The sequence below is a fragment of the Maribacter sp. Hel_I_7 genome (assembly GCF_000688315.1).
Taxonomy (GTDB): domain Bacteria; phylum Bacteroidota; class Bacteroidia; order Flavobacteriales; family Flavobacteriaceae; genus Maribacter; species Maribacter stanieri.
In genome coordinates this window covers 1,427,882-1,452,445 of sequence record NZ_JHZW01000002.1, presented here as the reverse complement: position 1 = coordinate 1,452,445, position 24,564 = coordinate 1,427,882, and the positions used below count along the sequence as shown (strand labels likewise).

Here is a 24,564-nt window from a genome sequence, read left to right as displayed (position 1 = left end):
AAAGAACAATGTTTCAAAAATTTATAGATCGTCCCGTACTTTCTACGGTTATATCGATTATTATAGTCATCCTAGGTATTTTAGGTTTATCAACCTTACCTATTGAAGAATATCCAGAAATAGCACCGCCAACGGTGCAAGTAACAAGTACTTATACGGGTGCCAATGCAGAGACCGTACTTAAAAGTGTTGTTATACCATTAGAAGAGCAGATCAACGGTGTTGAAGATATGTTGTATATGACCTCTAATGCCAGTAATGATGGTGCTGCAACCATAAATGTCTTTTTTAAATTAGGTACAGATCCAGATATTGCTGCTGTAAACGTTCAAAATAGAGTTGCCAGAGCAAATAGTGTTTTGCCACAAGCAGTTGTACAAACTGGTGTTATTACCCAAAAATCTCAAACTAGTGCACTATTATTCTTTTCTCTGTTCTCAGATAACGATGAATATGATGCAACTTTTGTAGAAAACTATGCTAGAATTAATCTTGTACCTAAGCTTCAACGTATTGAGGGTGTTGGTAATGTAACCGTTTTTGGTGCAAAAGATTACTCTATGCGTATATGGTTAAATCCTGAAAAGATGGCTGCTTACAAACTTATGCCATCAGATATACAAGCTGCACTTAATGAACAAAACCTTGAAGCGGCTACTGGTAAAATTGGTGAGAATGCCGATGGCATTTATGAATATGTATTAAAATATAAAGGTCGTCTTTCTGATGAAGCTGAATATGAGGACATTATTATTAGAGCTCAGGAAAATGGTCAATTCTTGCGCTTAAAAGATGTTGCCGAAGTTGAATTAGGCGCCTTTAATTATGGTACCAAGAACGAAGGTATGGGTAAACCCGGTACTGCAGTTGGTATTTTTCAAACTTCTGGTTCAAATGCAAATGCCATAATTGATGAAATTCAGACTATACTAGATGAGAGTAGTCAAGATTTTCCTAAAGGATTGGATTATGTAATTCCTTATAACACTAAAGATTTCTTAAGCGCATCTATAGAGCATGTTGTACAAACATTAATAGAAGCATTCTTATTAGTTTTCTTAGTGGTTTTCATATTCCTTCAAGATTTCAGATCTACTTTAATTCCTGCTATTGCCGTTCCGGTGGCAATTGTTGGTACGTTTTTCTTCTTATCCTTATTTGGATTTTCAATCAACATGTTGACTTTGTTCGCAATGATACTAGCAATTGGTATTGTGGTAGATGATGCCATTGTAGTTGTCGAAGCGGTACATGCCAAAATGGAGGAAGGTGCTACCAATGCAAAAACGGCAACTAAATCTGCAATGTCAGAAATATCAGGTGCTATAATTTCCATCACCTTGGTTATGTCCGCAGTATTTATTCCGGTATCATTCATTAGTGGTTCATCTGGTGTGTTCTACCAACAATTTGGTATAACATTAGCAATCGCAATTCTTATTTCTGCTGTAAATGCATTGACTTTGAGTCCGGCTTTGGCTGCACTTTTATTGAAACCACATCATAATTCCGAAGAAAAGAAAAAAAGCGTTGTAAAACGTTTCTTCTCAGCTTTCAATACAGGTTTTGATGCTGTTACAGATAAGTATATTGGTTCTGTAAAATTCATTACCAAAAGAAAATGGATAACATGGGTATCTCTTGCTGTTTTTGGAGTAATAGCCTTTTTGCTTTTCCAATCAACACCTACAGGTTTTATTCCAAATGAGGATAAAGCTATTGTATTTGCCGATGTTACAATGCCTCCTGGTACCACTTTAGAACAGACACAAAAAACGGTAAAGAAATTAGATTCTATCTACCAATCTATGGATATTATTGAAGCACGTATGAACATTACAGGTTTCAGTATTTTGAACAGTGTAAACGGTGGTTCTTACGGGTTCTCTGTGCTTCGTCTTAAAGATTGGGGCGAGAGAGAAGGTGAAGGGGAATCTGTTCAAGAAGTGATAGGAAGCCTATTTGCAAAAACAGCGGGATTAAAAGATGCAAAAATATTCTTCTTTACTCCGCCAAGTGTTCGTGGTTTTGGTAACTCTACCGGTTTTGAAATGAACTTGCAAAGTAAAGATGCTGATGATTGGCAAACAGTCAATAAAGTTACCAATGAATTCTTAGGTGCTATTAATGCAAGACCTGAGGTACAATATGCTATTACCAATTTCAACGCCAATTTCCCACAGTATGAGTTAGATGTAGATGTTGAAAAAACAAAAATGGCAGGTTTAGCGGTTACCGATGTTTTCAGTGCCATGCAAGGATACTATGGAGGATTGTATACAACGGACTTCAATAAGTTTGGTAAGCAATATCGTGTTATGATCCAAGCTAAACCAGAAGATAGAGCAGATGAAAATTCATTGAATCATATTTTTGTTACAAACGCCAATGGAGAATCTGTCGCTGTATCACAGTTTGTATCGTTAAAGAAAATATATGGTCCTGAAGTGGTAAGTAGATTTAACCTTTTAAGTTCTGTAAAAATTAACGGGGCAATGAACCCTGGCTATTCTACAGGGGACGCTATTAAGGCAATTGAAGAAGTAGCCGCCGAAGTTTTACCAAACAATTATACGTTTGAATATTCTGGTCTTACTAAAGAAGAAAATAGTGCGGGTAGCCAAACTATCATGATATTTATCTTGAGTTTGGTATTTGTGTACTTCTTACTAAGTGCCCAGTACGAATCGTATATTTTACCATTAGCAATTTTACTTTCATTGCCGGTAGGTATTGCAGGCGCTATTGGTTTCGTAAGCATGGCAGGACTTGAAAATAACATCTATTTCCAGATTGCTTTGATTATGCTTATTGGTTTACTTTCTAAAAATGCCATTCTTATTGTAGAGTTTGCATTGCAACGTAGAAAACATGGTATGTCTATTATTGACTCTGCCATAGATGGTGCAAAAGCAAGGCTTAGACCAATTTTAATGACCTCGTTTGCCTTTATACTTGGTTTAATGCCGTTGGCACTATCATCTGGTATTGGTGCTGTAGGAAATCGTTCTATTGGCATGAGTGCTGTTGGTGGTATGTTAATAGGTACCATATTTGGTGTATTCGTTATACCGGCATTGTATGTTATTTTCCAAACTATGCAAGAACGTATTACAGGTGCTCCACAAGAAGCTATTGAAGAATCTAAGAACTAAAGAAATCATGAATAAATTAGTATCTAATAAAATTATATTGGTCGCCTTTCTGCCACTTTTGTTGCAGTCTTGTTTTACCGCTAAAACATATGAACGACCAAATGTAGAAACCGAAAATCTTTACAGAACAGATAATCTGCCTCAGGACAGTGTTTCTTTCGCTTCGGTTTCTTACCAAGACCTTTTTACAGATTCTTATTTGAAGACATATATTCAAAAAGGATTAGAAAACAACCTTGACATTCGCATTGCTCTTCAGAGCATTGCGGCTGCAGAGGCTTATGTTAAACAAGGAAAAGCTGGTTATTTACCAACTATAAGCGGTGCCGCAAGTGCAACTAGAACCGCCAGAACAAGTGAAAACGGACAGTTTGGTAGTTTTTTCACTCAGCCTTTTAATCAGTATGAAACCTCTGGCACAGCTTCTTGGGAAGCAGATATTTGGGGGAAAATTAGAAGTACCAAACGTGCTAGTGATGCAAGTTACTTACAAACAGTAGCGGCACATAAAGCTGTAAAAACTAGTTTAGTGGCGCAAATTGCTACTACTTATTATCAGATATTGGCTTTAGACAAGCAAATTTCCGTTACTGAAGAAACAATTGAAAACCGTTCTAAAAGTTTAGAAACGATTTCTGCGTTGAAAGAGGCGGGACAAGCAAATCAGGTTGGTGTTGACCAAACTGCAGCACAACTATATAGTGCTCAAAGTCAATTGTTAGACCTTAAAAATCTACTTTATCAAGCGGAAAATACCTTGAGCATTTTATTAAGTGAAGAACCACAAACTTACGAGCGCAGTTCACTAGACGAGCAATCTTTAGCTAACGAAATGCAATTAGGTGTACCTGCTCTTTTACTTCGAAACAGACCTGATATTATGCAGGCGGAATATAGCTTAGTAAATAGTTTTGAATTAACGAACGTTGCTAGAAGTAACTTTTACCCATCTATAACGTTATCTGCACAAGGCGGATTTCAAAGTTTAGATCTTGATAATTGGATAGATTCTAGTTCAATATTCGCTAATCTGGTTGGTGGTTTAACACAGCCAATATTTAATGGCAGAAAAATTAGAACGGCTTATGAAGTTGCTCAAGTTCAACAAGAACAATCTTTGTTAAGCTTTAAAAAAGCGCTTTTAAGTGCCGGAAAAGAAGTTTCTGAAGCTTTATATGATTACAATATTTCTATTGAAAAAGAGGCATATATCTCTAAACAAGTATCGGCATTAAAAAGAGCCGAAAGTAATTCTGAAGAATTGTTGAATAGTGGTTACCTAACCTATTTAGATTTGTTAACTGCAAGAGAGAATTCTTTAAATGCTGAGTTAAATTTAGTAAACAACAAATTCTCTCAATTATCAGCTACAGTTGAATTATATCGCTCTCTTGGCGGTGGATGGCAATAGGCTTTTGATATTGTTACAATGCAGAAAAAAAGTGAATGTGTAGCGTTAGCTCTAATGCTTTTCTCTAAGTATGGATGCAAAAGGGTCGGAATGGATGATGTTGCTGAGACCCTTGGCATCTCTAAGAAAACGTTGTACGAATTGTTTGAAAACAAAAACAATTTAGTCCAAGAGAGCGTTACACTTTTACTTAATAACACTCATGAGAAAATGAGTGGTTTTTTTCAATTACCTGAGTCATCATCTGACCCGTTTACCAAAATTATTCATATTTATAGCGTAGGACTTAAAGAACTAAGAAACTTAAGTCCTAATTTTTTAATTAGCCTTAAGAAGTATTATCCTATTGCTTATAAATCATATGATGATTTTGTTAAAGCCATAGTTTGGACTTATGTTCTTGACCTTTTACAAGAAGCTAAGAATAACGGCCAATTAAGAAGCAACATAAATATAAAACTGATTTGCGAATTATTTCTACTGCGAATCAATGAGATACTTTTACCAAACCGAGACTTCTTTGATAGTTATACTACAGAAGAATTATTAGAACATTTAATTATTGTACCATTAGAAGGAATTAAAAGAGCCAATTGATTACCCTTTTTAATTTACTTCCAGTTAATAAAAGGATTTTTACTCAATTGAGAGTTGTAATATTTCACCTCTCCAGTAACTTCTTTGCCTAACCAATCTGGTTTGGCAAACAATTCGTTTTCAGAATTCAATTCTATTTCAGCAACTGTTAATCCTTGATTATCTCCGTAAAATTCATCAACCTCATATACATGATCACCCAAAGGAATTTCATATCTGGATTTTTCTAAAATCCCTTTTTCACACAATTTCAATAATGCATCTGCTTCTTCTACAGATATTTCTTTTTCCCATTCAAACCTAGATGTACCGGTATCGTTAGATTTCCCTTTAACGGTTATATACCCTATATCTCCCTTTATTCGTACTCTAACCGTTCTGTTAGGATCCGTATTTAAAAAACCTTGAACAATTCGTGTTTTAGTACTTGCTCTAGCTTTATAAGCTTCAGATTTTACTAAAAATTTACGTTCTATTTCTATCATATCAATGGGTAAAACTTCTATACTTAAACTAAGATAAGTCTTAAATTTGCTTATGCCCAATGAAATGCCGTTACGAAAAATTATCCATGTGGATATGGATGCCTTTTATGCATCTGTTGAAGAATTGGACAATCCTGATTTAAAAGGGAAACCGTTGGCTGTGGGTGGTAGTGAAAAAAGAGGAGTGGTCTCGGCCGCAAATTATGAAGCTCGTAAATATGGTGTGCGTAGTGCCATGAGCGGATTTCTCGCTAAAAAAAACTGCCCGCATTTAACCTTTGTAAAACCAAGGTTTGAACGTTATAAAGAAATCTCACAAATAATAAGATCCATCTTTTTTGAATATACAGATTTGGTAGAGCCGCTTTCTCTAGATGAAGCCTATCTTGATGTAACGATCAACAAAAAAGGTAATCCTTCGGCAACTATGCTCGCCACTGAGATTAGACAACGTATTCTTGAAAAAACGGGCTTAAATGCATCGGCAGGTATATCTATTAATAAGTTTATTGCCAAAGTTGCGAGTGACATAAACAAACCAAACGGACAAAAAACAGTTAACCCAGAAGAGGTAATTCCATTTTTAGAAAATCTAGACATACGCAAATTTTACGGAGTTGGTAAAGTCACCGCCGAGAAAATGTACAAGCTGGGCATATTTACCGGTAAGGACCTAAAGAACAAATCTATTGAGTTTCTCGCAGAGAACTTTGGCAAAAGTGGTCCCTATTATTATCATGTTGTACGTGGTATTCATAACAGTGAGGTAAAACCACATCGCATACCCAAGTCTGTTGGTGCAGAAAGAACGTTCAATGAAAATCTTAGTAGCGAGATTTTTATGCTTGAACGCTTAGAGCATATTGCACAAGAACTTGAGAGGAGATTAAAAAAGGCTACCATAGCTGGTAAAACAATTACGCTTAAAATTAAATACAGTGATTTTACCTTAAATACAAGGAGTAAAACAATGCCCTATTTTATATCTGATAAAGACCTGATTTTAGAAACAGCAAAAAACCTTCTCTATCAAGAAGAGCTTCAAAACTCTGTAAGATTGCTTGGTATTTCTCTTTCTAACTTAAATACAGATAAGAAAACCGCCAAAAAACTTGAGGATAAATCAATATTAGTACAATTAAAGTTCGACTTCTAAGAATTCATCCGCCATTTTTAGACTTTTATTTAATAATCTTAAATGTTAACAAAAATTAACGGGATATACTTGTACAGCATTAATTGCTAGAATAATTTTGACCTCTTAAATGAAAAAGAGTTTTTTAAAATTTCTTATTTCTACCTGCATATTACTGTCAGGAGTATTTAGCCCTCTATTTGCATATAGCAGTTTAGAGGATTCTTCTTTTAATTCAATTGAACAATTTAGGAGTACACCTACAACTAACCAAGAATTAGTTGCACATCAAAACGCCACAATTAAAGGTAATTATGGCAATTTAGATAAGACTCTTGAAATTGAAGCAGTAGAAATTGAGGAGGAAGAAAATGAGCATTCTTTCTTGAGCAAGGAGATTGAGTACCAAAAAGCTACAGTTTCTTTCTACCTTTTATCTATACTATTCTTATTCAGTTATTTTACAAATAGCAATTCACTACAAAGGCTATTTATTTTTTTACCTACAGCAAATAGGCGCTTTGTCCTATACCAAGTATTTCGTATTTAAAATCAATTTTAGTCAAAATTCTATTTTGACGTGACATCAATTTTTAGGCATCAGCCAATTTAGATTTTTGAATCTACATGCCTATAAATCTGTGTGTCTCTGCATTTTTAAATTTCATTTTTCCAATCAATTAAATATTCATTTTTATGACCAAGAGCGTACTCCTGATCGCTACTGCATGTACTTTATTTATTGCTGCGAGCTGTAATTCCAAAAAAGAGAAAATAGAAGAACACACAAAGTTTCTTATTACAAGTCCCATTAAAAAAGACACATCGATCACCAAAGATTATGTGTGTAATATTAACTCCTTTAAACATATTGAGCTTAGAGCCCTAGAAAAAGGGTATTTGAAGGAAATTCACGTAGATGAGGGTCAGTTAGTAAAAAAAGGGCAAAAAATGTTCAATATCATGCCTAATATTTATGAGGCTGATCTACAAAAAGCCAAAGCCGAGGCTAAGGTTGCCGAAATAGAATTACAAAATACCCAACTTTTAACTGATGGTAATGTAGTTTCTAAAAATGAGCTCGCCATGGCAAAAGCAAATTTTGACAAAGCAAATGCCGAAGTTTCATTGGCGCAAACCCATTTAGGTTTTACAAATATTCGCGCACCATTTGATGGTATAATGGATCACCTGCATGCACGAGAAGGTAGCCTTTTAGATGAAGGTGAACTATTAACAACATTATCGGATAATTCTAAAATGTGGGTGTATTTCAATGTTCCAGAAGCGGAGTATTTGGATTATATCATTAGCACAGATAAGGATACCAAAAAAGAGGTGCAGCTTTTAATGGCCAACAACAAAAAATTTAATCAAAAAGGAATTGTTGAAACTATTGAAGGAGAATTCAATAACGAAACTGGTAACATAGCCTTTAGAGCAACTTTCCCAAATCCCGATCAAATTTTAAGACATGGAGAAACTGGTAGCGTTCTTATGACCATACCTTTTAAAGAGGCTATGATTATTCCGCAGAAAGCCACTTTTGAAATACTAGACAAAAGATATGTGTTTGTTTTAGATCAAGATAACGTGGTACATCAAACTGAAATTTTTGTTGCTGCCGAGCTTCCTCATTTGTTCATTATAAGCAAAGGTTTGAAACAGAGCGATAGGATACTAGTAGATGGTATTAGAATGGTGAAAAACAATGAAAAGATTGAAACTGAATTTGCTGAACCAAATGAAGTGATTTCAAAATTAGCCATCTACGCGGAATAACTAAAAACACATAAAAGATGTTCAGTAAGTTTATAAAAAGACCGGTATTGGCAATCGTCATATCGGTAATAATCGTATTCGTAGGATTGCTTTCTATAAAGCAATTGCCTATTTCACAGTTCCCAGATATTGCGCCTACAACGGTCAATATCTTTATTGCCTATCCTGGTTCTAGTGCAGATGTACTGGTAAAATCGACACTTATTCCTTTAGAAACCGCTATTAACGGTGTTCAAGATATGCGATACATTGCTTCTGATGCCACAAGTGCCGGCGAAGGTACCATACGTATCATTTTTGAGCCTGGCACAGATCCCGATCAAGCAGTCGTTAGGGTAAAAACAAGAGTGGATCAAGTAATGCCATTATTGCCCGAATTGGTGCAACGAGAAGGTGTAATTATTACTCCCGTACAGCCAAGTATGTTGATGTACGTAAACTTGTATAGCGACAATTCTGATGATCACGAGTTGTTCTTATATAACTATGCATACACCAAAATGATTCCTGAAATTCAGAGAATTGACGGTATTGCAAGTGCTCAAATTTTAGGTAGTCGCAAATATGCAATGCGTGTTTGGTTAAAACCTGATCGTATGCGTGCTTATAATGTTTCGGCAGAAGAAATATTAAAAGCAATGGAAGAGCAAAGTATTTTAGCTCGCCCTGGTAGAATTGGTCAAAGTTCTGGTAAAACATCTCAATCTTTGGAATATGTTCTCATGTATCAAGATAGGTATGATGAGCCACAGCAGTATAAGGATATCATTCTCAAAGCAAATGCAGAAGGTGAAATTTTAAAATTAGGTGATGTAGCCGATGTAGAATTGGGTAGTGAATTTTTTGATATCTATTCTAACCTAGATGGAAAACCATCTGCTTCCATTGTACTAAAACAAACTTTTGGCAGTAATGCCAGCGATGTTATTGACGAAGTAAAAGAGAAATTAGATGAGCTTAAAAAAGACCTGCCTACTGGTTTAGATTACAAGATTAGTTATGACGTTTCTAATTTCTTGAACGCATCAATTGAGCAAGTACTACACACATTGAGAGATGCCTTTATTCTGGTAGCTATTGTGGTATTCCTCTTTTTAGGAGATTGGCGTTCAACTTTGATTCCTATTATTGCAGTACCAGTTTCTCTAATTGGTGCATTTTTTATCATGCAACTTTTTGGACTCTCCATTAACCTTATTACCCTATTTGCTTTGGTGCTCGCCATTGGTATTGTTGTCGATGATGCTATTGTGGTGGTTGAAGCGGTACATGCCAAAATGGAAGAAACGCACTTAGGACCTTATGAAGCTGTAAAGCTTGTGGTCAATGAAATAGGTGGGGCTATTATAGCCATTACGCTGGTTATGGTTTCTGTATTTATACCTATTGCATTTATGACCGGCCCTGTAGGTGTCTTCTATCGGCAGTTTTCTATTACCATGGCTGGTTCCATAATTTTATCTGCCATCGTAGCGCTTACGCTAACGCCTGTTTTGTGCGCTATGATTCTTAAGAACAATCACGGCAAGGAGCGCAAAAAATCTCCTATAGATAAATTTATAGATTGGTTTAATAGAGGGTTTGAAAAATTAACGGGTAGATATGTCAAGATACTTAATAAGATTGTCGCCAGAAGAGTACTTACTTTTGGAATTCTAGGAGCTTTCTGTGTTGGTATTTTCTTTACCAATAAGACGCTACCAGCTGGTTTTATACCAAATGAAGATCAAGGTATGATCTATGCCATAATACAGACTCCACCAGGATCAACGCTAGAACGCACCAATGATGTAGCTAGAAAACTTCAGAAAATTTGTGAAGAAACCGAGGGTGTTGAATCTGTCTCTTCTTTGGCTGGTTATGAAATAATGACCGAAGGTCGTGGGTCTAATGCTGGTACCGTATTGATCAACCTTAAATCTTGGGGTGAACGTCATCACTCTGTTCATGAGATTATGGAAGAGCTAGAAGAAGAAACGAAAGACATTGGTGCCGTTATAGAGTACTTTGAACCTCCTGCAGTACCTGGCTTTGGTTCTTCTGGCGGATTCTCAATGCGTTTATTGGACAAGACCGATGGTACGGACTATCATGAATTTGAGAAAATTAACAATGATTTCATGGAAGCGTTGTCTAAACGAGATGAACTTACCGGTTTATTTACTTTCTGTTCTGCCAACTATCCTCAGTACGAATTAAAAATTAACAACAAAATTGCCATGCAAAAAGGGGTTTCCATTGACAAAGCAATGGAAAACTTGAACATTCTTATAGGTAGTACGTATGAACAGGGCTTTATACGTTTTGGTAGATTCTTCAAAGTTTATACCCAAGCTGCTCCAGAATACAGAGCGTTGCCTTCCGATTTAGAAAAATTGTTCGTAAAAAATGAAGAAGGTGAAATGGTTCCCTATTCTGCATTCATGTCCATGGAAAAGAAACTTGGACCTAACGAAATTACGAGGTACAATCTATATAACTCTGCTTCTATTAGAGGGCTTCCTGCTGCAGGATATACAAGTGGTGATGCAATTAATGCTATCAATGAAGTTGCTGAGCAATCACTACCCAGAGGTTTTGACGTTGCCTGGGAAGGTTTATCATATGACGAGGCGCAAAGAGGCAACGAATCTATCTACATATTTCTTGTAGTATTAATATTTGTTTACTTCGTGCTTGCCGCGCAGTATGAGAGTTTTCTACTTCCATTCGCAATCATCCTTTCCTTACCAATTGGTATTCTTGGATCGTTTTTTATGCTAAAAGCAATGGGTCTGGCAAATGATGTATATGCACAAATTGGGCTTATTATGCTTGTAGGTCTTTTAGGTAAAAATGGTGTTCTTATTGTAGAATTCGCTGTTCAAAAAAGACGACAGGGCAGCACTATTTTAGAATCTGCCATTGAAGGTGCAAAAGTGCGGTTTAGACCTATTCTTATGACATCTTTTGCTTTCATAGCAGGATTAATTCCATTAGTGATAGCGCATGGAGCCGGTGCCATTGCCAACAAAACTATTGGTGGTTCAGCCATGGGCGGTATGCTTATGGGTACGTTAATAGGGGTGCTGATTATTCCTGGTCTTTATTACGTTTTTGCTAGAATGGCAGATGGTCGCGGACTAATTAAAGGTGAATCTGATGAGCCTATTTCAGAAGAATTTGTAAGAATAAGCGAAGGTGAAAGTAAAACGCGCCAAAAACTTCGCGAACTAAAGCAAATGATTAAAAAATTAACCAAAAAAGAAGAAGATGATCAAAATTAAAAAAACCATGAAGCATGGAAAACTACTTTTGGTGCTTCTAACCAACATAGGTTTGTTTTATTCTTGTGTTCCAACAAAGGAACTTAAACAAGAAAACAACAAGTTACCAAACCACTATGCACAACAATCTACGGATACTACCAACAGTGCAATTATAAAATGGAAAGATTTTTTCAAAGATGATAATTTGATAAAATTAATTGATACTGCTTTGGTTAATAACCAAGAGTTGAACATTATGATGCAACAGATCAATGTTGCCCAAAATGAGGTAAAAGCTAGAAAAGGAGAATACTTACCGTTTATAACCTATGGCGTTGGTGCCGAAGTTGAAAAAGTAGGCGAGTATACCAGAAATGGTGCTGTAGAGAAAAATCTAGAGGTAAAAGAAGGTAAAGAATTTCCTGAACCATTAACAGATTACTCTGCCGGACTTTTCGCTACTTGGGAGTTAGATGTATGGAAAAAACTACGTAACTCTAAAAAAGCTGCTGCTCTAGAATATCTATCTACCATTGAGGGTAAAAACTTTATGGTTACTAGATTGATTTCCGAAATAGCCGATTCTTATTACGAGCTATTAGCCTTAGACAATCAGTTGGCGTTTATTGAGCAAAATCTTGAGCTTCAAGGAAATGCTCTAAAAATGGTTCGGTTGCAAAAAGAAGCTGCCCGTGCTACGGAACTCGCTGTTAAAAGGTTCGAGGCAGAGGTATCAAAAAACCAAAGCCATAAGTTTGAGGTACAACAAGAAATTGTTGAAATGGAAAACAAACTCAATTTTTTAATAGGTAGACAACCACAGTCTATTGCCCGTAGTTCTGGCGGGTTTATAGATACCCCTATGGATACTATTTATGCAGGAATACCTTCTCAATTACTCTTGAACAGACCCGATATTAGACAAGCTGAATATGAATTAGAAGCTGCAAAACTTAATATCAAAGTAGCAAGAGCCAACTTTTACCCATCAATAGGGCTAAAAGCAGGAGTTGGACTTCAGGCATTCAACCCAAAATATCTTACCGAGACTCCTGAGTCTTTAATTTATAGCGCGGTTGGCGATATTGTTGGTCCATTGATTAATAGAAACGCAATCAAAGCAGGATATAACACTGCTAACGCTAAACAAATTCAAGCCGTTTATGAGTATGAAAAAGCCATTTTAAGTGGGTATATAGAGGTGGTTAATCAATTGTCTAAAATGGACAACCTTAAAAAGAGTTATGAATTAAAGGAAAACCAAGTGAAGGCATTGACAGCCTCTATAGATTTATCTACGCGATTATTTCAATCTGCAAGAATTGAATACATAGAAGTTCTTCTAACACAGCGCGAGGCTTTAGAATCTAAAATGGAATTAGTGGAAACTAAAAAAGACCAACTTATGGCAAGGGTGAATGTATACCAAGCCTTAGGTGGCGGATGGAATTAATACTGTAATTCTAACTTAATTATAACCAAGCTTTAAACCCTAATAGGAATAATTCTTATTAGGGTTTTTTATTGTTTTATTGATTTTTAATGAAAATGTACTCACTTTATGTTCAACCTTTTAAATACATTTTAGTGTATAAGTAGAGATTATTTAAACATTTCTATTAATCGTCTCTTAAAATTATAACTGTAGTCCGTAATTTTTTAGCTTTATGGCAAATTGCTGTGAAAAAGAAATTTTTATTACCAAGCTAAACTGTATAAAATGACAAATTTAAAAGATTACGACAATGCCGTAATCAAGTTTAGAAAAAATTTAAAATTAACCATGTTACCCGTTTTATCATGGGACTTTTATGCTTCAAATTATGAAGATATAAAACGAACGGAAGAAGATACCGTTTCACTTTTAAATCTAGTTGCTACTAACTCTTGGAATATTGATACCGATATTTTAGATGTTAAATTGAAAGCAGAGAAGAATGTTGTGGTTGTTACCGATACCAAATTAAATATCGTTTTTGCCACTAAAAATATGTGGAATATGAGTCAATACCATCCTGAAGAAATTTTAGGTAAAAGTCCTAAAATGTTTCAAGGTAATTTGACATCAAAATCTACTTTAAAAATAGTCTCTGATGCTGTTAAACAAAAGAAACCTTTTGAAGTTACCGTTGTAAATTACAGAAAAGATGGATCTACCTATAACTGTTGGATTCAAGGGCAACCAGTTTTTGACCTTAAAGGCGATATAGTAAACTTCATTGCCTTTGAAAAAGAAGTAGCGTAATTATTAAAGTTTAAAACATAAAAAAGGGACGCTAATGAGCGACCCTTTTTTTTATGTAGAATAATGTTGATCTGTTTAAATATCCTCAGATTCAATTTCACTAACTCTTAATGTATTTACCATCCCTTTATCTTTAATAGGCATAGCTGCAAGACTAACTAGCATGTCACCAACCTGTAAGTATCCTTTATTAAAGGCGATACGGTTAACATCATCAATAGTATCATCTGTAGATACATACTTATCATAGTAAAAAGCTTTAACTCCCCACAAAAGATTCAACTGTGTAAGAATCCTTTTATTTGATGTAAATACTAAAATATGTGCACTTGGTCTCCATGCTGAAATTTGAAAAGCGGTATAACCACTATTTGTCAAAGTAGATATCGCTTTCGCTTTGATATCATTTGCCATTAAGGCTGCATGGTAACAGATAGATTTTGTAATAAATCTCTTTGTACGAATATGTGGTGGATCATGAGGAACATGAATTAGATCAGAACCTTCAACACTCTCAAGTATACTAGACATTTTTTCTATAACCTGTACTGGATAATTCCCAACAGAAGTTTCACCAGATAACATTACTGCATCTGCACCATCCATAACAGAGTTCGCAACATCGTTTACCTCTGCTCTTGTTGGCGTTAGGCTAGTAATCATTGTTTCCATCATTTGGGTAGCAATAATTACAGGGATTCTAGCTTTCTTAGCACGTAATACTAGTTGTTTTTGAATCAATGGAACTTCATGTGCAGGAACTTCTACACCTAAATCTCCACGAGCAACCATTAGACCATCACAATAAGCAACAATTTTATCGATATTTTCAACAGCTTCAGGCTTCTCAATTTTAGCTATAATTGGAATTTTATGATCTGAATGCTTGCTTATAATATTTTGTAGATCAATTAAATCTTGACTGAAACGTACAAATGAAAGTGCGATCCAATCTACTTCTAAAGAAATAGCGAATTCAGCATCTTTAATATCTTTCTTTGTAAGCGCAGGTAAAGAAATATTAGTGTTAGGTAAGTTTACCCCCTTTTTAGATTTTAATGGTCCACCTTGAATAACTTTGGCTTTCACCTCATTATCACCATTGGTTTCAACTACTTCAAACATTAATTTACCATCATCTAAAAGAATACGCTCCCCAGCTTTAACATCTCTAGGAAATTCTTTGTAATTCATGTAAACACGTTCTGCAGTACCTTCAAACGGCTCACCAGTAACGAAAGTTATTTCATCACCAGGACTAACCACAACATCGCCGGCCATTACGCCTACACGTAATTTAGGTCCTTGTAAATCCGCTAAAATGGAGGTGTTGATATCCATTTCTTTATTTAATTCGCGTATCATTGATACACGCTCTTTTACATCATCGTAATCGGCATGAGAAAAGTTTATTCTGAATACATCGACTCCTGCACTAATCATGCTCCTGAGTACCTCTTTCTTGCTAGTTGCAGGCCCTAATGTGGCTACAATTTTCGTCTTTTTTACAGTTGGCATATTTAAAAAATTAGATTGTTCTTTGATTTTAGTTTTTCTGTACTTATTTCATATGCTGCCATAACTCTAGGCAACATTAGTATATTCTTAATTAAGGAATTTGTATCAAAATCCTTTTCTGTTTCTATTTTTAATAGATAATCAACATCTTTATACTCAGGTATTAACCTAGGTGTTTTATATGTTGTTTCATTCTTAAATAAATCATCATGTGTTACGAGTTCTTTTTCACTGCTATGATTGGCAACTAAAACCCAATACATGTCATTAAACTCATCTTCCCATTCAAAAATGGGAAACGATTTATTTTCAGCAAGATTAAAATTCTTTTTTGCTCTTACAAATTTTGCCTTAAGACTTTGGTTTAAACCGTAGGCTAAAGCAAAATCTTCTAAGGTAGTGTGTAAAGCAATAAGGCTAAAGGATTCATCGTAAAAATCATCATTTATTTTATAAGTAGTAGCCATACTTCAACAAAAAGGTAAATATAGAACTTCTAAGCTATATTGCCTAGTTACAAAAATTGATAAAATCATATTAATAGTTATTAAAATGTTAGCATTTTATCATTTTGGTAAATGATCAATTACCCATCTTATCCTGTAGCGCAAAAAAAGCTCTTTTAGATGCTCTCTCTTCTGCTTTTTTCTTTGAAGTTGCCCTAGCTTTTGCAACTACATTACCCCCAATTGAAAGTTTAACCGCAAAATGTTTTAAAGCATCATTGCCGGTATCTTCATACACATCAAAATCAAATGATTTCTTTTGCTTTTGACACCATTCAATCACTAAACTCTTATAACTAATAACCCTACCTTCTAACTGCTCTATATCTACATAGGGTTCTATAACTCTCTTTTTAATGAATTTTTCACAGTACTTATAACCACGGTCAAGATAAATTGCGCCTACCAAAGCTTCAAACACATTACCATGGATGTTTTGACCAAAATGTGATTTAGGAATTCTACTTTCTACAAAATTAATTAACCCTAAATCTTTACCTAATTCATTTAAATGCTCTCTACTCACAATTTTAGAACGCATTTTTGTAAGATAACCCTCATCTCCTTCTGGCACTTCAAGGTAAAGGTGTTTAGAAATAATAGTGCCAAGCATAGAATCTCCTAAAAATTCTAAACGCTCATAGTTCATAGCATTACCTTCATCATCCTTTTTATTCATTGACCTATGAAGAAAGGCTTTTTTATAAAATGATAATGTTTTAGGCTTAAAACCAAGGATTTTGGTTATTCCCAAAAAAAAATCCCCATCCTCTTTTGGATGGGAATTAAATAAGTTTGTGGGAAATGACATAAAACTAATTAATCGATTTTTTTAAAAACCACACATGCATTATGACCGCCAAAACCAAATGTGTTACTCATGGCAACTTTTACATCTCGTTTTTGCGCCTTATTCAATGTAAGGTTTAAACTAGGATCAATATTCTCATCTACCGTAGTATGATTTATAGTTGGAGGAACAACACCGTGTTCCATTGCCAAAATTGAGGCAATTGCTTCTATGGCTCCTGCCGCGCCTAATAAGTGGCCGGTCATTGACTTGGTAGAATTAATATTTATGTTTTTGGCATGATCTCCAAATACTTGAGTAATTGCCTTAAGTTCCGCAACATCTCCTAGTGGTGTTGAAGTACCATGTGTATTAATGGCATCAACATCTTCTATAGATAAACCTGCATCTCTTAAACAGTTCTCCATTACTCTAACCACTCCAATTCCATCAGGGTGTGGTGCCGTCATATGATAAGCATCACTTGACATACCGCCACCTGCTACTTCTGCATATATTTTTGCTCCTCTTGCAATTGCGTGCTCATATTCTTCTAGAACCAATGCCCCTGCTCCTTCACCTAATACGAAACCATCTCTAGTTGCATCAAAAGGTCTTGAAGCCGTTTCCGGACTTTCATTTCTAGTAGATAATGCATGCATTGCTCCAAAACCACCCATACCTGCAATAGTTACCGCTGCTTCACTACCACCTGTTACTATAACATCACAATGTCCTAAACGAATATAGTTTAAGGCATCTATCATTGCATTGGCCGAAGAGGCACATGCAGAAACAGTTGTATAGTTAGGCCCCATGAAACCATGTTTTATGGATATGTTACCCGGTGCTATATCAGCAATCATTTTTGGTATAAAGAATGGATTGAATCTAGGCGTACCATCACCATTAGCAAAATTCATTACTTCATTCTGGAAAGTTTCCAACCCTCCAATTCCTGCTCCCCAAATAACGCCAACACGAAATTTATCGACTTTTTCTAAATCTAATTTAGAATCAAGAATAGCTTCATCAGAAGATACAAGTGCATATTGTGCAAATCTATCTAGCTTACGGCCTTCTTTTCTTTCGAAATGATCTTCGGTCTTGTAGTTCTTTAGCTCACAAGCGAATTTAACTTTGAATTTTTCTGTATCGTAATAAGTTATTGGCGCAGATCCACTTTTACCGTTGATCAATGCGTCCCAATACTCCTCAATATTATTACCTATTGGGGTAAGTGCCCCCAAACCTGTAACTACAACTCGCTTTAACTGCATTTAACTTCTTATTTGTTTAAATCTAAACCAAGCGTAAATTAAAAAAAATTATCCATGCGGAGCATTTACCACATGGATAATTTGAATTCTATTCAAGAAAACATGTTTTACTTCGCTTCTTCTATATAGCTGATGGCTTGACCAACAGTTGCGATATTCTCAGCTTGATCGTCTGGAATTTGGATATCAAATTCTTTTTCGAACTCCATTATCAACTCTACCGTGTCTAATGAATCTGCGCCTAAATCGTTAGTAAAGCTAGCCTCGGTTACCACTTCGTTTTCATCAACTCCTAATTTATCAACGATGATAGCTTTAACTCTTGATGCAATGTCTGACATAATAATATTTGTTTTAAAAATTTAAATTGAAGGCAAAAATAAAAAACTTTGGTTTAATTACACTAATTGTCGTTAAAATGTATTGTAATTTAATAAAATTAAAGACATGTGCTGTAATTTTACCGTATTAAATATTTTGTTTCGGTAACGTTTTTAAAAGGTATTGAAAAGAAGTGAGGTAATAGAACTATAGATGATAATCGTTTTTTTCTAAATACTGACAAGCTTTTTATTTGCTTTTTTTGCCGAATTTAATTTCATTGTTCGCTCTCTTAAAAAGACCACTTCTATTGAAAACCAAAAAAATTATTCTTTTTGCCTCAGGTTCAGGATCTAATGTTGAAAACATTGCCAACTATTTTAAACTCCGCAAAGATGTTACTATATGCTGTGTATTAACTAACAAAAGCGATGCCAAAGTCATTGAACGGTGCAATAGACTTGAAATAAATGCCCTATTTTTTAATAGACAAGCTTTCTCTAAAAGCGATTTTATACTAAATATGCTTCAATCTTTAGAGCCAGACCTTATTATATTGGCTGGGTTTTTATGGAAAGTGCCAGAAGCTATTACCCTCGCCTTCCCTAATAAAATAATAAACATACACCCGGCACTATTACCAAAATACGGTGGCAAAGGCATGTACGGTATGCATGTTCATAATGCCGTGAAAGAGCATAAAGATACAGAAACAGGTATTACTATACATTATGTAAATGCACACTATGACGAAGGAGCTATAATTAAACAGGCAAAAGCTACCGTACTACCCAACGACAGTGCTGAGGACATTGCGTCAAAGGTGCATCAATTAGAATATGAGTACTTCCCTAAAGTTATTGACGAAATATTATTGAAACAGTAATGGCAAAAAAAGGAAAGTTCTATGTTGTCTGGAAAGGAAAGAAGCCTGGTATTTTTGATTCTTGGAAAGAGTGTAAAAAATCCATAGCTAATTATGCTGGTGCCGAATACAAGTCTTTTGAGTCTTTTGAAACCGCAAAAAAAGCTTACAATAGTAATTATGCCGATTTTAAAGGAAAGAAAAAAACAGCATCATCACTATCAAAAGAAGAACTTTTACGAATAGGGCAACCTAATTATCATTCTATTTCTGTTGATGCAGCTTCCAGCGGTAATCCTGGTGTTATGGAATACCAAGGTGTAGATACCAAAACAGGCAAGAAATTATTTAGACAAGGTCCATTTCCACAGGGTACAAATAATATTGGTGAGTTTTTGGCTATTGTACACGGTCTCGCATTTTTAAAGGAGCGCAAGAGCGACCGTATCATTTATACAGACTCTAGAACAGCCATGAGCTGGGTGCGCAAAAAGAACTGCAATACCAAATTGACAGTATCCGCTAAAAACAAAAATCTTTTTGAACTTATAGACAGAGCTGTAGATTGGTTAAAGAAAAACCAATACAGTACGGTTGTGGTAAAATGGGAAACGAAGGCTTGGGGGGAAATTCCTGCAGATTTTGGTAGGAAATAATTACTATATTATATCAACAGCTCCTCTTTAATAACTAATGCAATTTGTATTTAATAAACCGTTTTAATTCGCTTTTCAAAACCTTATATTTGCAGCTTAAATTTTTTCATATTTATGGGCAAGCTTTTAATAGTAGGAACTGTCGCTTTTGATGAGATAGAAACTCCTTTTGGTAAAACAGATAAAATACTAGGTGGCGCAGCTACTTATATTGGTTTGGCAGCGTCGCAATTCGATGTAGATTCAGCCATTATATCTATAGTAGGTGATGATTTACCTCAAGAATATTTAGACCTACTTACCGACAGAGGTATCGATATTTCTGCTTTAGAAATTGTAAAAGGTGGTAAAACATTCTTTTGGAAAGGTAAATACCACAATGATTTAAATTCTAGAGACACTTTAGCTACAGAATTAAATACATTAGAAGACTTTAACCCTGTTGTTCCCGAGGACTATAATGATGCCGATGTAGTAATGCTAGGTAATCTTCACCCAATCGTTCAAATGGGTGTAATTAATCAGATGAAAAAACGACCAAAGTTAATCATATTGGACACCATGAATTTTTGGATGGACAATGCTTTAAGCGATTTAATGGCGGTTATTAAATATATAGATGTACTAACCATCAATGATGAGGAAGCTAGACAATTAACTGGAGAATATTCTTTAGTTAAGGCGGCACAGAAAATTTTTACGATGGGACCTAAATATGTAGTGATTAAAAAAGGAGAACATGGCGCTTTGTTATTTAACGAAGACCAAGTATTCTTTGCACCAGCATTACCATTAGAAGAAGTGTTTGATCCAACAGGTGCCGGTGATACATTTGCCGGAGGATTTTCTGGATACTTGGCAGCAAGCGATGATAATTCTTTTGAGAATATGAAAAAAGCTATTATTCACGGATCTAACCTAGCTTCGTTTAGCGTCGAAAAATTCGGGACTGAAAGAATGATAAGTTTAGATCGTAAAGAAATTAGAGAAAGACTGCATCAGTTTAAAAAACTGACCCAGTTTGACATAGAATTACAATAACCCCTAGCCCCAAAATTTTTGGGGTTTTTTTAATACCAAAAACAATGAGTGACGCAATTAAGCATGAGTGTGGTATATCTGTAATACGGTTATTGAAACCGCTAGAGTATTACAAAGAAAAATACGGAACAGCATTTTATGGTGTAAATAAAATGTATTTAATGATGGAAAAACAGCACAATCGTGGACAAGATGGTGCAGGTTTTGCCAGTATTAAATTAGATGTAAAAGCAGGGGAACGTTACATGAGTCGTGTTCGATCATGTCAACAGCAACCTATACAGGATATTTTTGCTCAAATTAATGACCGTATTAATACAGAGTTAAAAGAACATCCAGAATATGAAGATGATGTTGCGTTGCAAAAAAAACACATACCTTATATAGGTGAGCTACTTTTAGGACACGTGCGTTATGGTACTTTTGGTAAAAACAGTATTGAAAGTGTTCACCCTTTCATAAGACAGAACAACTGGATGCACCGTAACCTTATTGTTGCTGGTAACTTCAACATGACCAATGTTCACGAACTTTTTGACAATTTAATTCAATTAGGGCAACACCCTAAAGAAATGGCAGATACAGTTACTGTCATGGAAAAAATTGGTCATTTTCTTGATGATGCGGTAGCAAAATTATACAAGCAGATAAAAAAAGAAGGTTTTACAAAACAGCAAGCTTCACCTTTAATTGCCGAACGTTTAAAAGTTTCTAAAATATTAAGAAGAGCGGCAAAGAATTTTGATGGTGGCTATGCAATGGCTGGTTTATTAGGTCACGGCGATGCCTTTGTTTTAAGAGATCCTAGCGGTATTAGACCCGCATACTATTATAGAGATGATGAAGTTGTTGTTGTTGCATCAGAACGACCTGCAATACAAACAGTATTCAACGTACCTTATGATGAAGTAAAAGAACTGGACCCAGGTGCTGCAATCATCATTAAAAAGAACGGTACAAGTGCCATTAAGCAAATACAGGAACCTAAGGAGCGTAAGGCATGTTCTTTTGAACGTATATATTTCTCAAGAGGTAGTGATAAAGAAATCTACCAAGAAAGAAAAGCATTAGGGAAATTGGTATTTCCACAAATATTGGAATCTATAGAAGAAGATATCAAAAACACGGTCTTCTCTTATATTCCAAATACCGCCGAAACTTCTTTCTACGGAATGGTCAAGGAAGCTCAAAACTATTTGAACAAGAAAAAGGAAGAGCAGATTTTAGCTTTAGGTACAGGAATTACTGGTGAACAATTACATGAAATATTAGATGTAAGACCAAGGATCGAGAAAGTAGCCATCAAAGATGCCAAGCTTAGAACATTTATTACTCAAGACAGCAGCAGAGATGATTTAGTAGCCCATGTTTATGACATTTCTTATGGTTCTGTAAAGGAAGGTGACAATCTTGTAATTATAGATGATAGTATTGTTCGTGGTACTACTCTTAAAAAGAGTATTCTTAGAATATTGGATAGATTATCTCCGAAGAAAATTATAGTGGTCTCATCTGCACCTCAAATTAGATATCCTGATTGTTACGGTATAGATATGGCCAAACTAGAAGACTTCATTGCCTTTAAAGCTACTTTAGCCTTACATGAAGAAAATAACACTATGCATATTGTAGAGGAAATCTACAAGAAGTGTTTAACACAGGTTAATACTCATGATAATGATGTTATCAATTATGTAAAAGAATTCTACGCTCCTTTTACTGCGAAAGAGATTTCAAAGAAAACAGGAGAGCTTTTAAGTCCTGAAGGGATTAATGCTGAAGTTTCTATTATATACCAAACCATTGAAAGCTTACACGAGGCTTGCCCTAAGAATTTAGGAGATTGGTATTTTACCGGTAACTACCCAACACCAGGTGGAAACAGAGTTGTAAATAGAGCATTCATCAACTTTTACGAAGGAAATAATGAACGTGCTTATTAAATAATATATCGATGAAATGCATGCTTTTTGTGCATTTCATCGACGAATAAAGCGTTTTATCGACTGAATAGTCGAATTGACTTAACCATCTTTACTTTTAAAGCTACCATAGCATAAGTAGGTTAAGTTCATGGTAAGATTTGGGGCAAAAAAGGTGGAGACTTCTCCGCCTTTTTTATTTTCATAACTCAAGGTTTCTACAATTTGTAAACCTTTTCTGCCCAATGCCCCCTTTAACGTTATTTCGAGAAGTTCAGCCAATACCTTTCCTAGTCTCTAATAAGGCAGTTACATTTACAGAACCATAGCATAAGTAGGTTAAGTTCATGGTAAGATTTGGGGAAAAAGGCGGAGCATTGCTCCGTCTTTTTATTTTATACCTATTTCTGATTCCCTTCTTCCAAAAATTATCGTTCAAAATTTACATTTTGCATTACAACCTAAGTTTAAGACTTACATCGAATAGCTTTTTAATAAGCACCACACCACTATATATTTACAGAACCATAGCATAAGTAGGTTAAGTTCATGGTAAGATTTGGGGAAAAGACGGAGCAATGCTCCGTCTTTTTATTTTATACCAATCGGCTTATCTTCTAGACAGTTACCCTAACTTATTACTCCCACACAAAAGTCCATTAGCAAAATAAAAGTTTAATTTTTTCACAAAATTCCTTTTTTTATTTACTCAATACCAGTAATTTAGTATTGCCATAGCATAAGTAGGTTAAGTTTATGGTAAGATTTGGGACGAAAAGGGTGGAGACTTCTCCGCCCTTTTCTATTTTTAAAAACGAAAAAACCACCCATGAAATTTTCATAAGTGGTTTCCTACAAAGCATTTAAGAATATTTCTACTCTTATTTACTTGTTACTTGCATAAAGTTTTGAAACTTCATCCCAGTTAATTATGTTGAAAAATGCTTCAATATAATCTGGCCTTTTGTTTTGATAGTTTAGGTAATAAGCATGTTCCCAAACGTCTAAACCTAAAATTGGGTGACCTCCACAACCAACTCCTGGCATTAAGGTATTATCTTGGTTTGGAGTAGAGCAAACTTCTACTTTACCACCTTTTTGAACACATAACCATGCCCAACCAGAACCAAATCTAGTACCTGCAGCAGTTGTAAATTTATTTTTAAATTCTTCGAAAGAACCAAAAGCACTATCAATTGCTTCTGCTAACTCGCCACTAGGTTTTCCACCACCGTTTGGTGATAAAATTGTCCAGAATAATGAGTGATTGTAAAAACCTCCTCCATTATTTCTCACAGCACCATTGTTCATATCCAAACCAGTTAAAATATCTTCTATTGATTTACCTTCTAGATCGGTACCTTCAATAGCCGCATTTAATTTAGTTGTATATCCGTTATGGTGTTTTGTATGATGTATTTCCATAGTCCTCGCATCTATATGAGGCTCAAGAGCGTCATAAGCGTAAGGCAATTTCGGTAATTGAAAAGCCATAATTTTTTTGTTTTAAGATTAATATTAATAGTCACTCAAAACTACGAATTTTAACATTTATATTCACCAAATAATTTGTTAAGAACCGTGCAGGAATCCTTAATTTGCAGTAA

21 protein-coding genes are annotated in these 24,564 nt (G+C 35.1%); 13 read left to right on the top strand and 8 right to left on the bottom strand.

Annotation, left to right across the window (positions count from 1 at the left end):
- Positions 1-8 precede the first annotated feature (8 nt).
- Genes P178_RS0107810 through P178_RS0107800 form a run of 3 tightly spaced genes read left to right on the top strand, consistent with a single transcriptional unit; the run spans position 9 to position 5,163 of the window.
- A complete protein-coding gene (locus P178_RS0107810) occupies positions 9-3,155 on the top strand; it encodes an efflux RND transporter permease subunit (protein WP_027065694.1) in 3,147 nt (1,048 codons plus the stop codon).
- A 7-nt stretch (positions 3,156-3,162) separates the two neighbouring features.
- Positions 3,163-4,566: a TolC family protein gene (locus tag P178_RS0107805; protein WP_027065693.1), complete on the top strand. Its 1,404-nt coding sequence runs from the start codon at positions 3,163-3,165 to the stop codon at positions 4,564-4,566.
- 18 nt (positions 4,567-4,584) lie between these two features.
- Complete coding sequence (locus P178_RS0107800) at positions 4,585-5,163, top strand: TetR/AcrR family transcriptional regulator (RefSeq protein WP_036145874.1); 579 nt, start codon at positions 4,585-4,587, stop codon at positions 5,161-5,163.
- Positions 5,164-5,177: 14 nt separating this feature from the next.
- Here P178_RS0107800 and P178_RS0107795 read toward each other — a convergent pair whose 3' ends face one another.
- Positions 5,178-5,648: a CYTH domain-containing protein gene (locus P178_RS0107795; protein ID WP_027065691.1), complete on the bottom strand. Its 471-nt coding sequence runs from the start codon at positions 5,646-5,648 to the stop codon at positions 5,178-5,180.
- A gap of 52 nt (positions 5,649-5,700) precedes the next feature.
- Between P178_RS0107795 and dinB the strand changes: the two genes are divergently transcribed.
- From dinB to P178_RS0107765, 6 genes are all read left to right on the top strand, one after another.
- Positions 5,701-6,804 carry a DNA polymerase IV gene (dinB, locus tag P178_RS0107790; RefSeq protein WP_027065690.1) on the top strand — a complete coding sequence of 368 codons (1,104 nt, stop codon included), beginning with the start codon at positions 5,701-5,703 and terminating at the stop codon, positions 6,802-6,804.
- A 109-nt stretch (positions 6,805-6,913) separates the two neighbouring features.
- Positions 6,914-7,333 carry a hypothetical protein gene (locus P178_RS0107785; RefSeq protein ID WP_027065689.1) on the top strand — a complete coding sequence of 140 codons (420 nt, stop codon included), beginning with the start codon at positions 6,914-6,916 and terminating at the stop codon, positions 7,331-7,333.
- Between the two features lie 146 nt (positions 7,334-7,479).
- Positions 7,480-8,565, top strand: coding sequence for an efflux RND transporter periplasmic adaptor subunit (locus tag P178_RS0107780; RefSeq protein ID WP_051638205.1), 1,086 nt, complete (start codon positions 7,480-7,482; stop codon positions 8,563-8,565).
- A 17-nt stretch (positions 8,566-8,582) separates the two neighbouring features.
- On the top strand, positions 8,583-11,831 hold the full coding sequence (locus P178_RS0107775) for an efflux RND transporter permease subunit (RefSeq protein ID WP_027065687.1): 3,249 nt from the start codon (positions 8,583-8,585) through the stop codon (positions 11,829-11,831).
- Positions 11,818-13,266 (top strand): TolC family protein, encoded by a 1,449-nt coding sequence (locus tag P178_RS0107770; protein WP_027065686.1) that lies wholly within the window; start codon positions 11,818-11,820, stop codon positions 13,264-13,266. Before P178_RS0107775 ends, P178_RS0107770 begins: the two co-directional genes overlap by 14 nt.
- 267 nt (positions 13,267-13,533) lie before the next feature.
- The gene (locus P178_RS0107765) at positions 13,534-14,058 is read left to right on the top strand and encodes a PAS domain-containing protein (protein ID WP_027065685.1); all 525 of its coding nucleotides are present in this window, start codon (positions 13,534-13,536) and stop codon (positions 14,056-14,058) included.
- A gap of 75 nt (positions 14,059-14,133) precedes the next feature.
- Here the strand turns inward: P178_RS0107765 and pyk are convergent, their stop codons facing one another.
- The 5 genes from pyk to P178_RS0107740 form a co-directional block, all read right to left on the bottom strand.
- Positions 14,134-15,576, bottom strand: coding sequence for a pyruvate kinase (pyk, locus tag P178_RS0107760; RefSeq protein WP_027065684.1), 1,443 nt, complete (start codon positions 15,574-15,576; stop codon positions 14,134-14,136).
- Between the two features lie 2 nt (positions 15,577-15,578).
- Positions 15,579-16,043: an IPExxxVDY family protein gene (locus P178_RS0107755; protein WP_027065683.1), complete on the bottom strand. Its 465-nt coding sequence runs from the start codon at positions 16,041-16,043 to the stop codon at positions 15,579-15,581.
- Between the two features lie 115 nt (positions 16,044-16,158).
- The gene (rnc, locus tag P178_RS0107750) at positions 16,159-16,893 is read right to left on the bottom strand and encodes a ribonuclease III (protein ID WP_027065682.1); all 735 of its coding nucleotides are present in this window, start codon (positions 16,891-16,893) and stop codon (positions 16,159-16,161) included.
- 8 nt (positions 16,894-16,901) lie between these two features.
- The gene (gene fabF / locus P178_RS0107745) at positions 16,902-18,152 is read right to left on the bottom strand and encodes a beta-ketoacyl-ACP synthase II (protein ID WP_027065681.1); all 1,251 of its coding nucleotides are present in this window, start codon (positions 18,150-18,152) and stop codon (positions 16,902-16,904) included.
- A gap of 107 nt (positions 18,153-18,259) precedes the next feature.
- The gene (locus tag P178_RS0107740) at positions 18,260-18,493 is read right to left on the bottom strand and encodes an acyl carrier protein (protein WP_008269813.1); all 234 of its coding nucleotides are present in this window, start codon (positions 18,491-18,493) and stop codon (positions 18,260-18,262) included.
- A 290-nt stretch (positions 18,494-18,783) separates the two neighbouring features.
- Between P178_RS0107740 and P178_RS0107735 the strand changes: the two genes are divergently transcribed.
- From P178_RS0107735 to P178_RS0107720, 4 genes are all read left to right on the top strand, one after another.
- On the top strand, positions 18,784-19,359 hold the full coding sequence (locus P178_RS0107735) for a phosphoribosylglycinamide formyltransferase (RefSeq protein WP_027065680.1): 576 nt from the start codon (positions 18,784-18,786) through the stop codon (positions 19,357-19,359).
- Positions 19,359-19,994: a viroplasmin family protein gene (locus tag P178_RS0107730; protein ID WP_027065679.1), complete on the top strand. Its 636-nt coding sequence runs from the start codon at positions 19,359-19,361 to the stop codon at positions 19,992-19,994. The genes P178_RS0107735 and P178_RS0107730 overlap by 1 nt, the downstream gene beginning before the upstream one ends.
- Positions 19,995-20,108: 114 nt before the next feature.
- Complete coding sequence (locus P178_RS0107725) at positions 20,109-21,035, top strand: PfkB family carbohydrate kinase (RefSeq protein WP_027065678.1); 927 nt, start codon at positions 20,109-20,111, stop codon at positions 21,033-21,035.
- Positions 21,036-21,079: 44 nt separating this feature from the next.
- On the top strand, positions 21,080-22,978 hold the full coding sequence (locus P178_RS0107720) for a hypothetical protein (RefSeq protein WP_027065677.1): 1,899 nt from the start codon (positions 21,080-21,082) through the stop codon (positions 22,976-22,978).
- Between the two features lie 81 nt (positions 22,979-23,059).
- Here P178_RS0107720 and P178_RS0107715 read toward each other — a convergent pair whose 3' ends face one another.
- Both P178_RS0107715 and P178_RS0107710 read right to left on the bottom strand, forming a co-directional pair.
- Positions 23,060-23,239: a hypothetical protein gene (locus P178_RS0107715; RefSeq protein ID WP_027065676.1), complete on the bottom strand. Its 180-nt coding sequence runs from the start codon at positions 23,237-23,239 to the stop codon at positions 23,060-23,062.
- 603 nt (positions 23,240-23,842) lie between these two features.
- Complete coding sequence (locus tag P178_RS0107710) at positions 23,843-24,451, bottom strand: superoxide dismutase (RefSeq protein ID WP_027065675.1); 609 nt, start codon at positions 24,449-24,451, stop codon at positions 23,843-23,845.
- Between the last annotated feature and the right edge of the window lie 113 nt (positions 24,452-24,564).

Bases quoted from the DNA above. Each gene is read 5' to 3' on its own strand.
- dinB (WP_027065690.1), top strand. From the start codon at position 5,701: ATGCCCAATGAAATGCCGTTACGAAAAATTATCCATGTGGATATGGAT.
- P178_RS0107725 (WP_027065678.1), top strand. From the start codon at position 20,109: ATGGGCAAGCTTTTAATAGTAGGAACTGTCGCTTTTGATGAGATAGAA.
- P178_RS0107810 (WP_027065694.1), top strand. From the start codon at position 9: ATGTTTCAAAAATTTATAGATCGTCCCGTACTTTCTACGGTTATATCG.
- P178_RS0107800 (WP_036145874.1), top strand. From the start codon at position 4,585: ATGCAGAAAAAAAGTGAATGTGTAGCGTTAGCTCTAATGCTTTTCTCT.
- P178_RS0107730 (WP_027065679.1), top strand. From the start codon at position 19,359: ATGGCAAAAAAAGGAAAGTTCTATGTTGTCTGGAAAGGAAAGAAGCCT.
- P178_RS0107785 (WP_027065689.1), top strand. From the start codon at position 6,914: ATGAAAAAGAGTTTTTTAAAATTTCTTATTTCTACCTGCATATTACTG.
- P178_RS0107710 (WP_027065675.1), bottom strand. From the start codon at position 24,451: ATGGCTTTTCAATTACCGAAATTGCCTTACGCTTATGACGCTCTTGAG.
- P178_RS0107755 (WP_027065683.1), bottom strand. From the start codon at position 16,043: ATGGCTACTACTTATAAAATAAATGATGATTTTTACGATGAATCCTTT.
- P178_RS0107795 (WP_027065691.1), bottom strand. From the start codon at position 5,648: ATGATAGAAATAGAACGTAAATTTTTAGTAAAATCTGAAGCTTATAAA.
- P178_RS0107740 (WP_008269813.1), bottom strand. From the start codon at position 18,493: ATGTCAGACATTGCATCAAGAGTTAAAGCTATCATCGTTGATAAATTA.
- P178_RS0107780 (WP_051638205.1), top strand. From the start codon at position 7,480: ATGACCAAGAGCGTACTCCTGATCGCTACTGCATGTACTTTATTTATT.
- pyk (WP_027065684.1), bottom strand. From the start codon at position 15,576: ATGCCAACTGTAAAAAAGACGAAAATTGTAGCCACATTAGGGCCTGCA.
- P178_RS0107775 (WP_027065687.1), top strand. From the start codon at position 8,583: ATGTTCAGTAAGTTTATAAAAAGACCGGTATTGGCAATCGTCATATCG.
- P178_RS0107770 (WP_027065686.1), top strand. From the start codon at position 11,818: ATGATCAAAATTAAAAAAACCATGAAGCATGGAAAACTACTTTTGGTG.
- rnc (WP_027065682.1), bottom strand. From the start codon at position 16,893: ATGTCATTTCCCACAAACTTATTTAATTCCCATCCAAAAGAGGATGGG.
- P178_RS0107805 (WP_027065693.1), top strand. From the start codon at position 3,163: ATGAATAAATTAGTATCTAATAAAATTATATTGGTCGCCTTTCTGCCA.
- P178_RS0107720 (WP_027065677.1), top strand. From the start codon at position 21,080: ATGAGTGACGCAATTAAGCATGAGTGTGGTATATCTGTAATACGGTTA.
- P178_RS0107765 (WP_027065685.1), top strand. From the start codon at position 13,534: ATGACAAATTTAAAAGATTACGACAATGCCGTAATCAAGTTTAGAAAA.
- fabF (WP_027065681.1), bottom strand. From the start codon at position 18,152: ATGCAGTTAAAGCGAGTTGTAGTTACAGGTTTGGGGGCACTTACCCCA.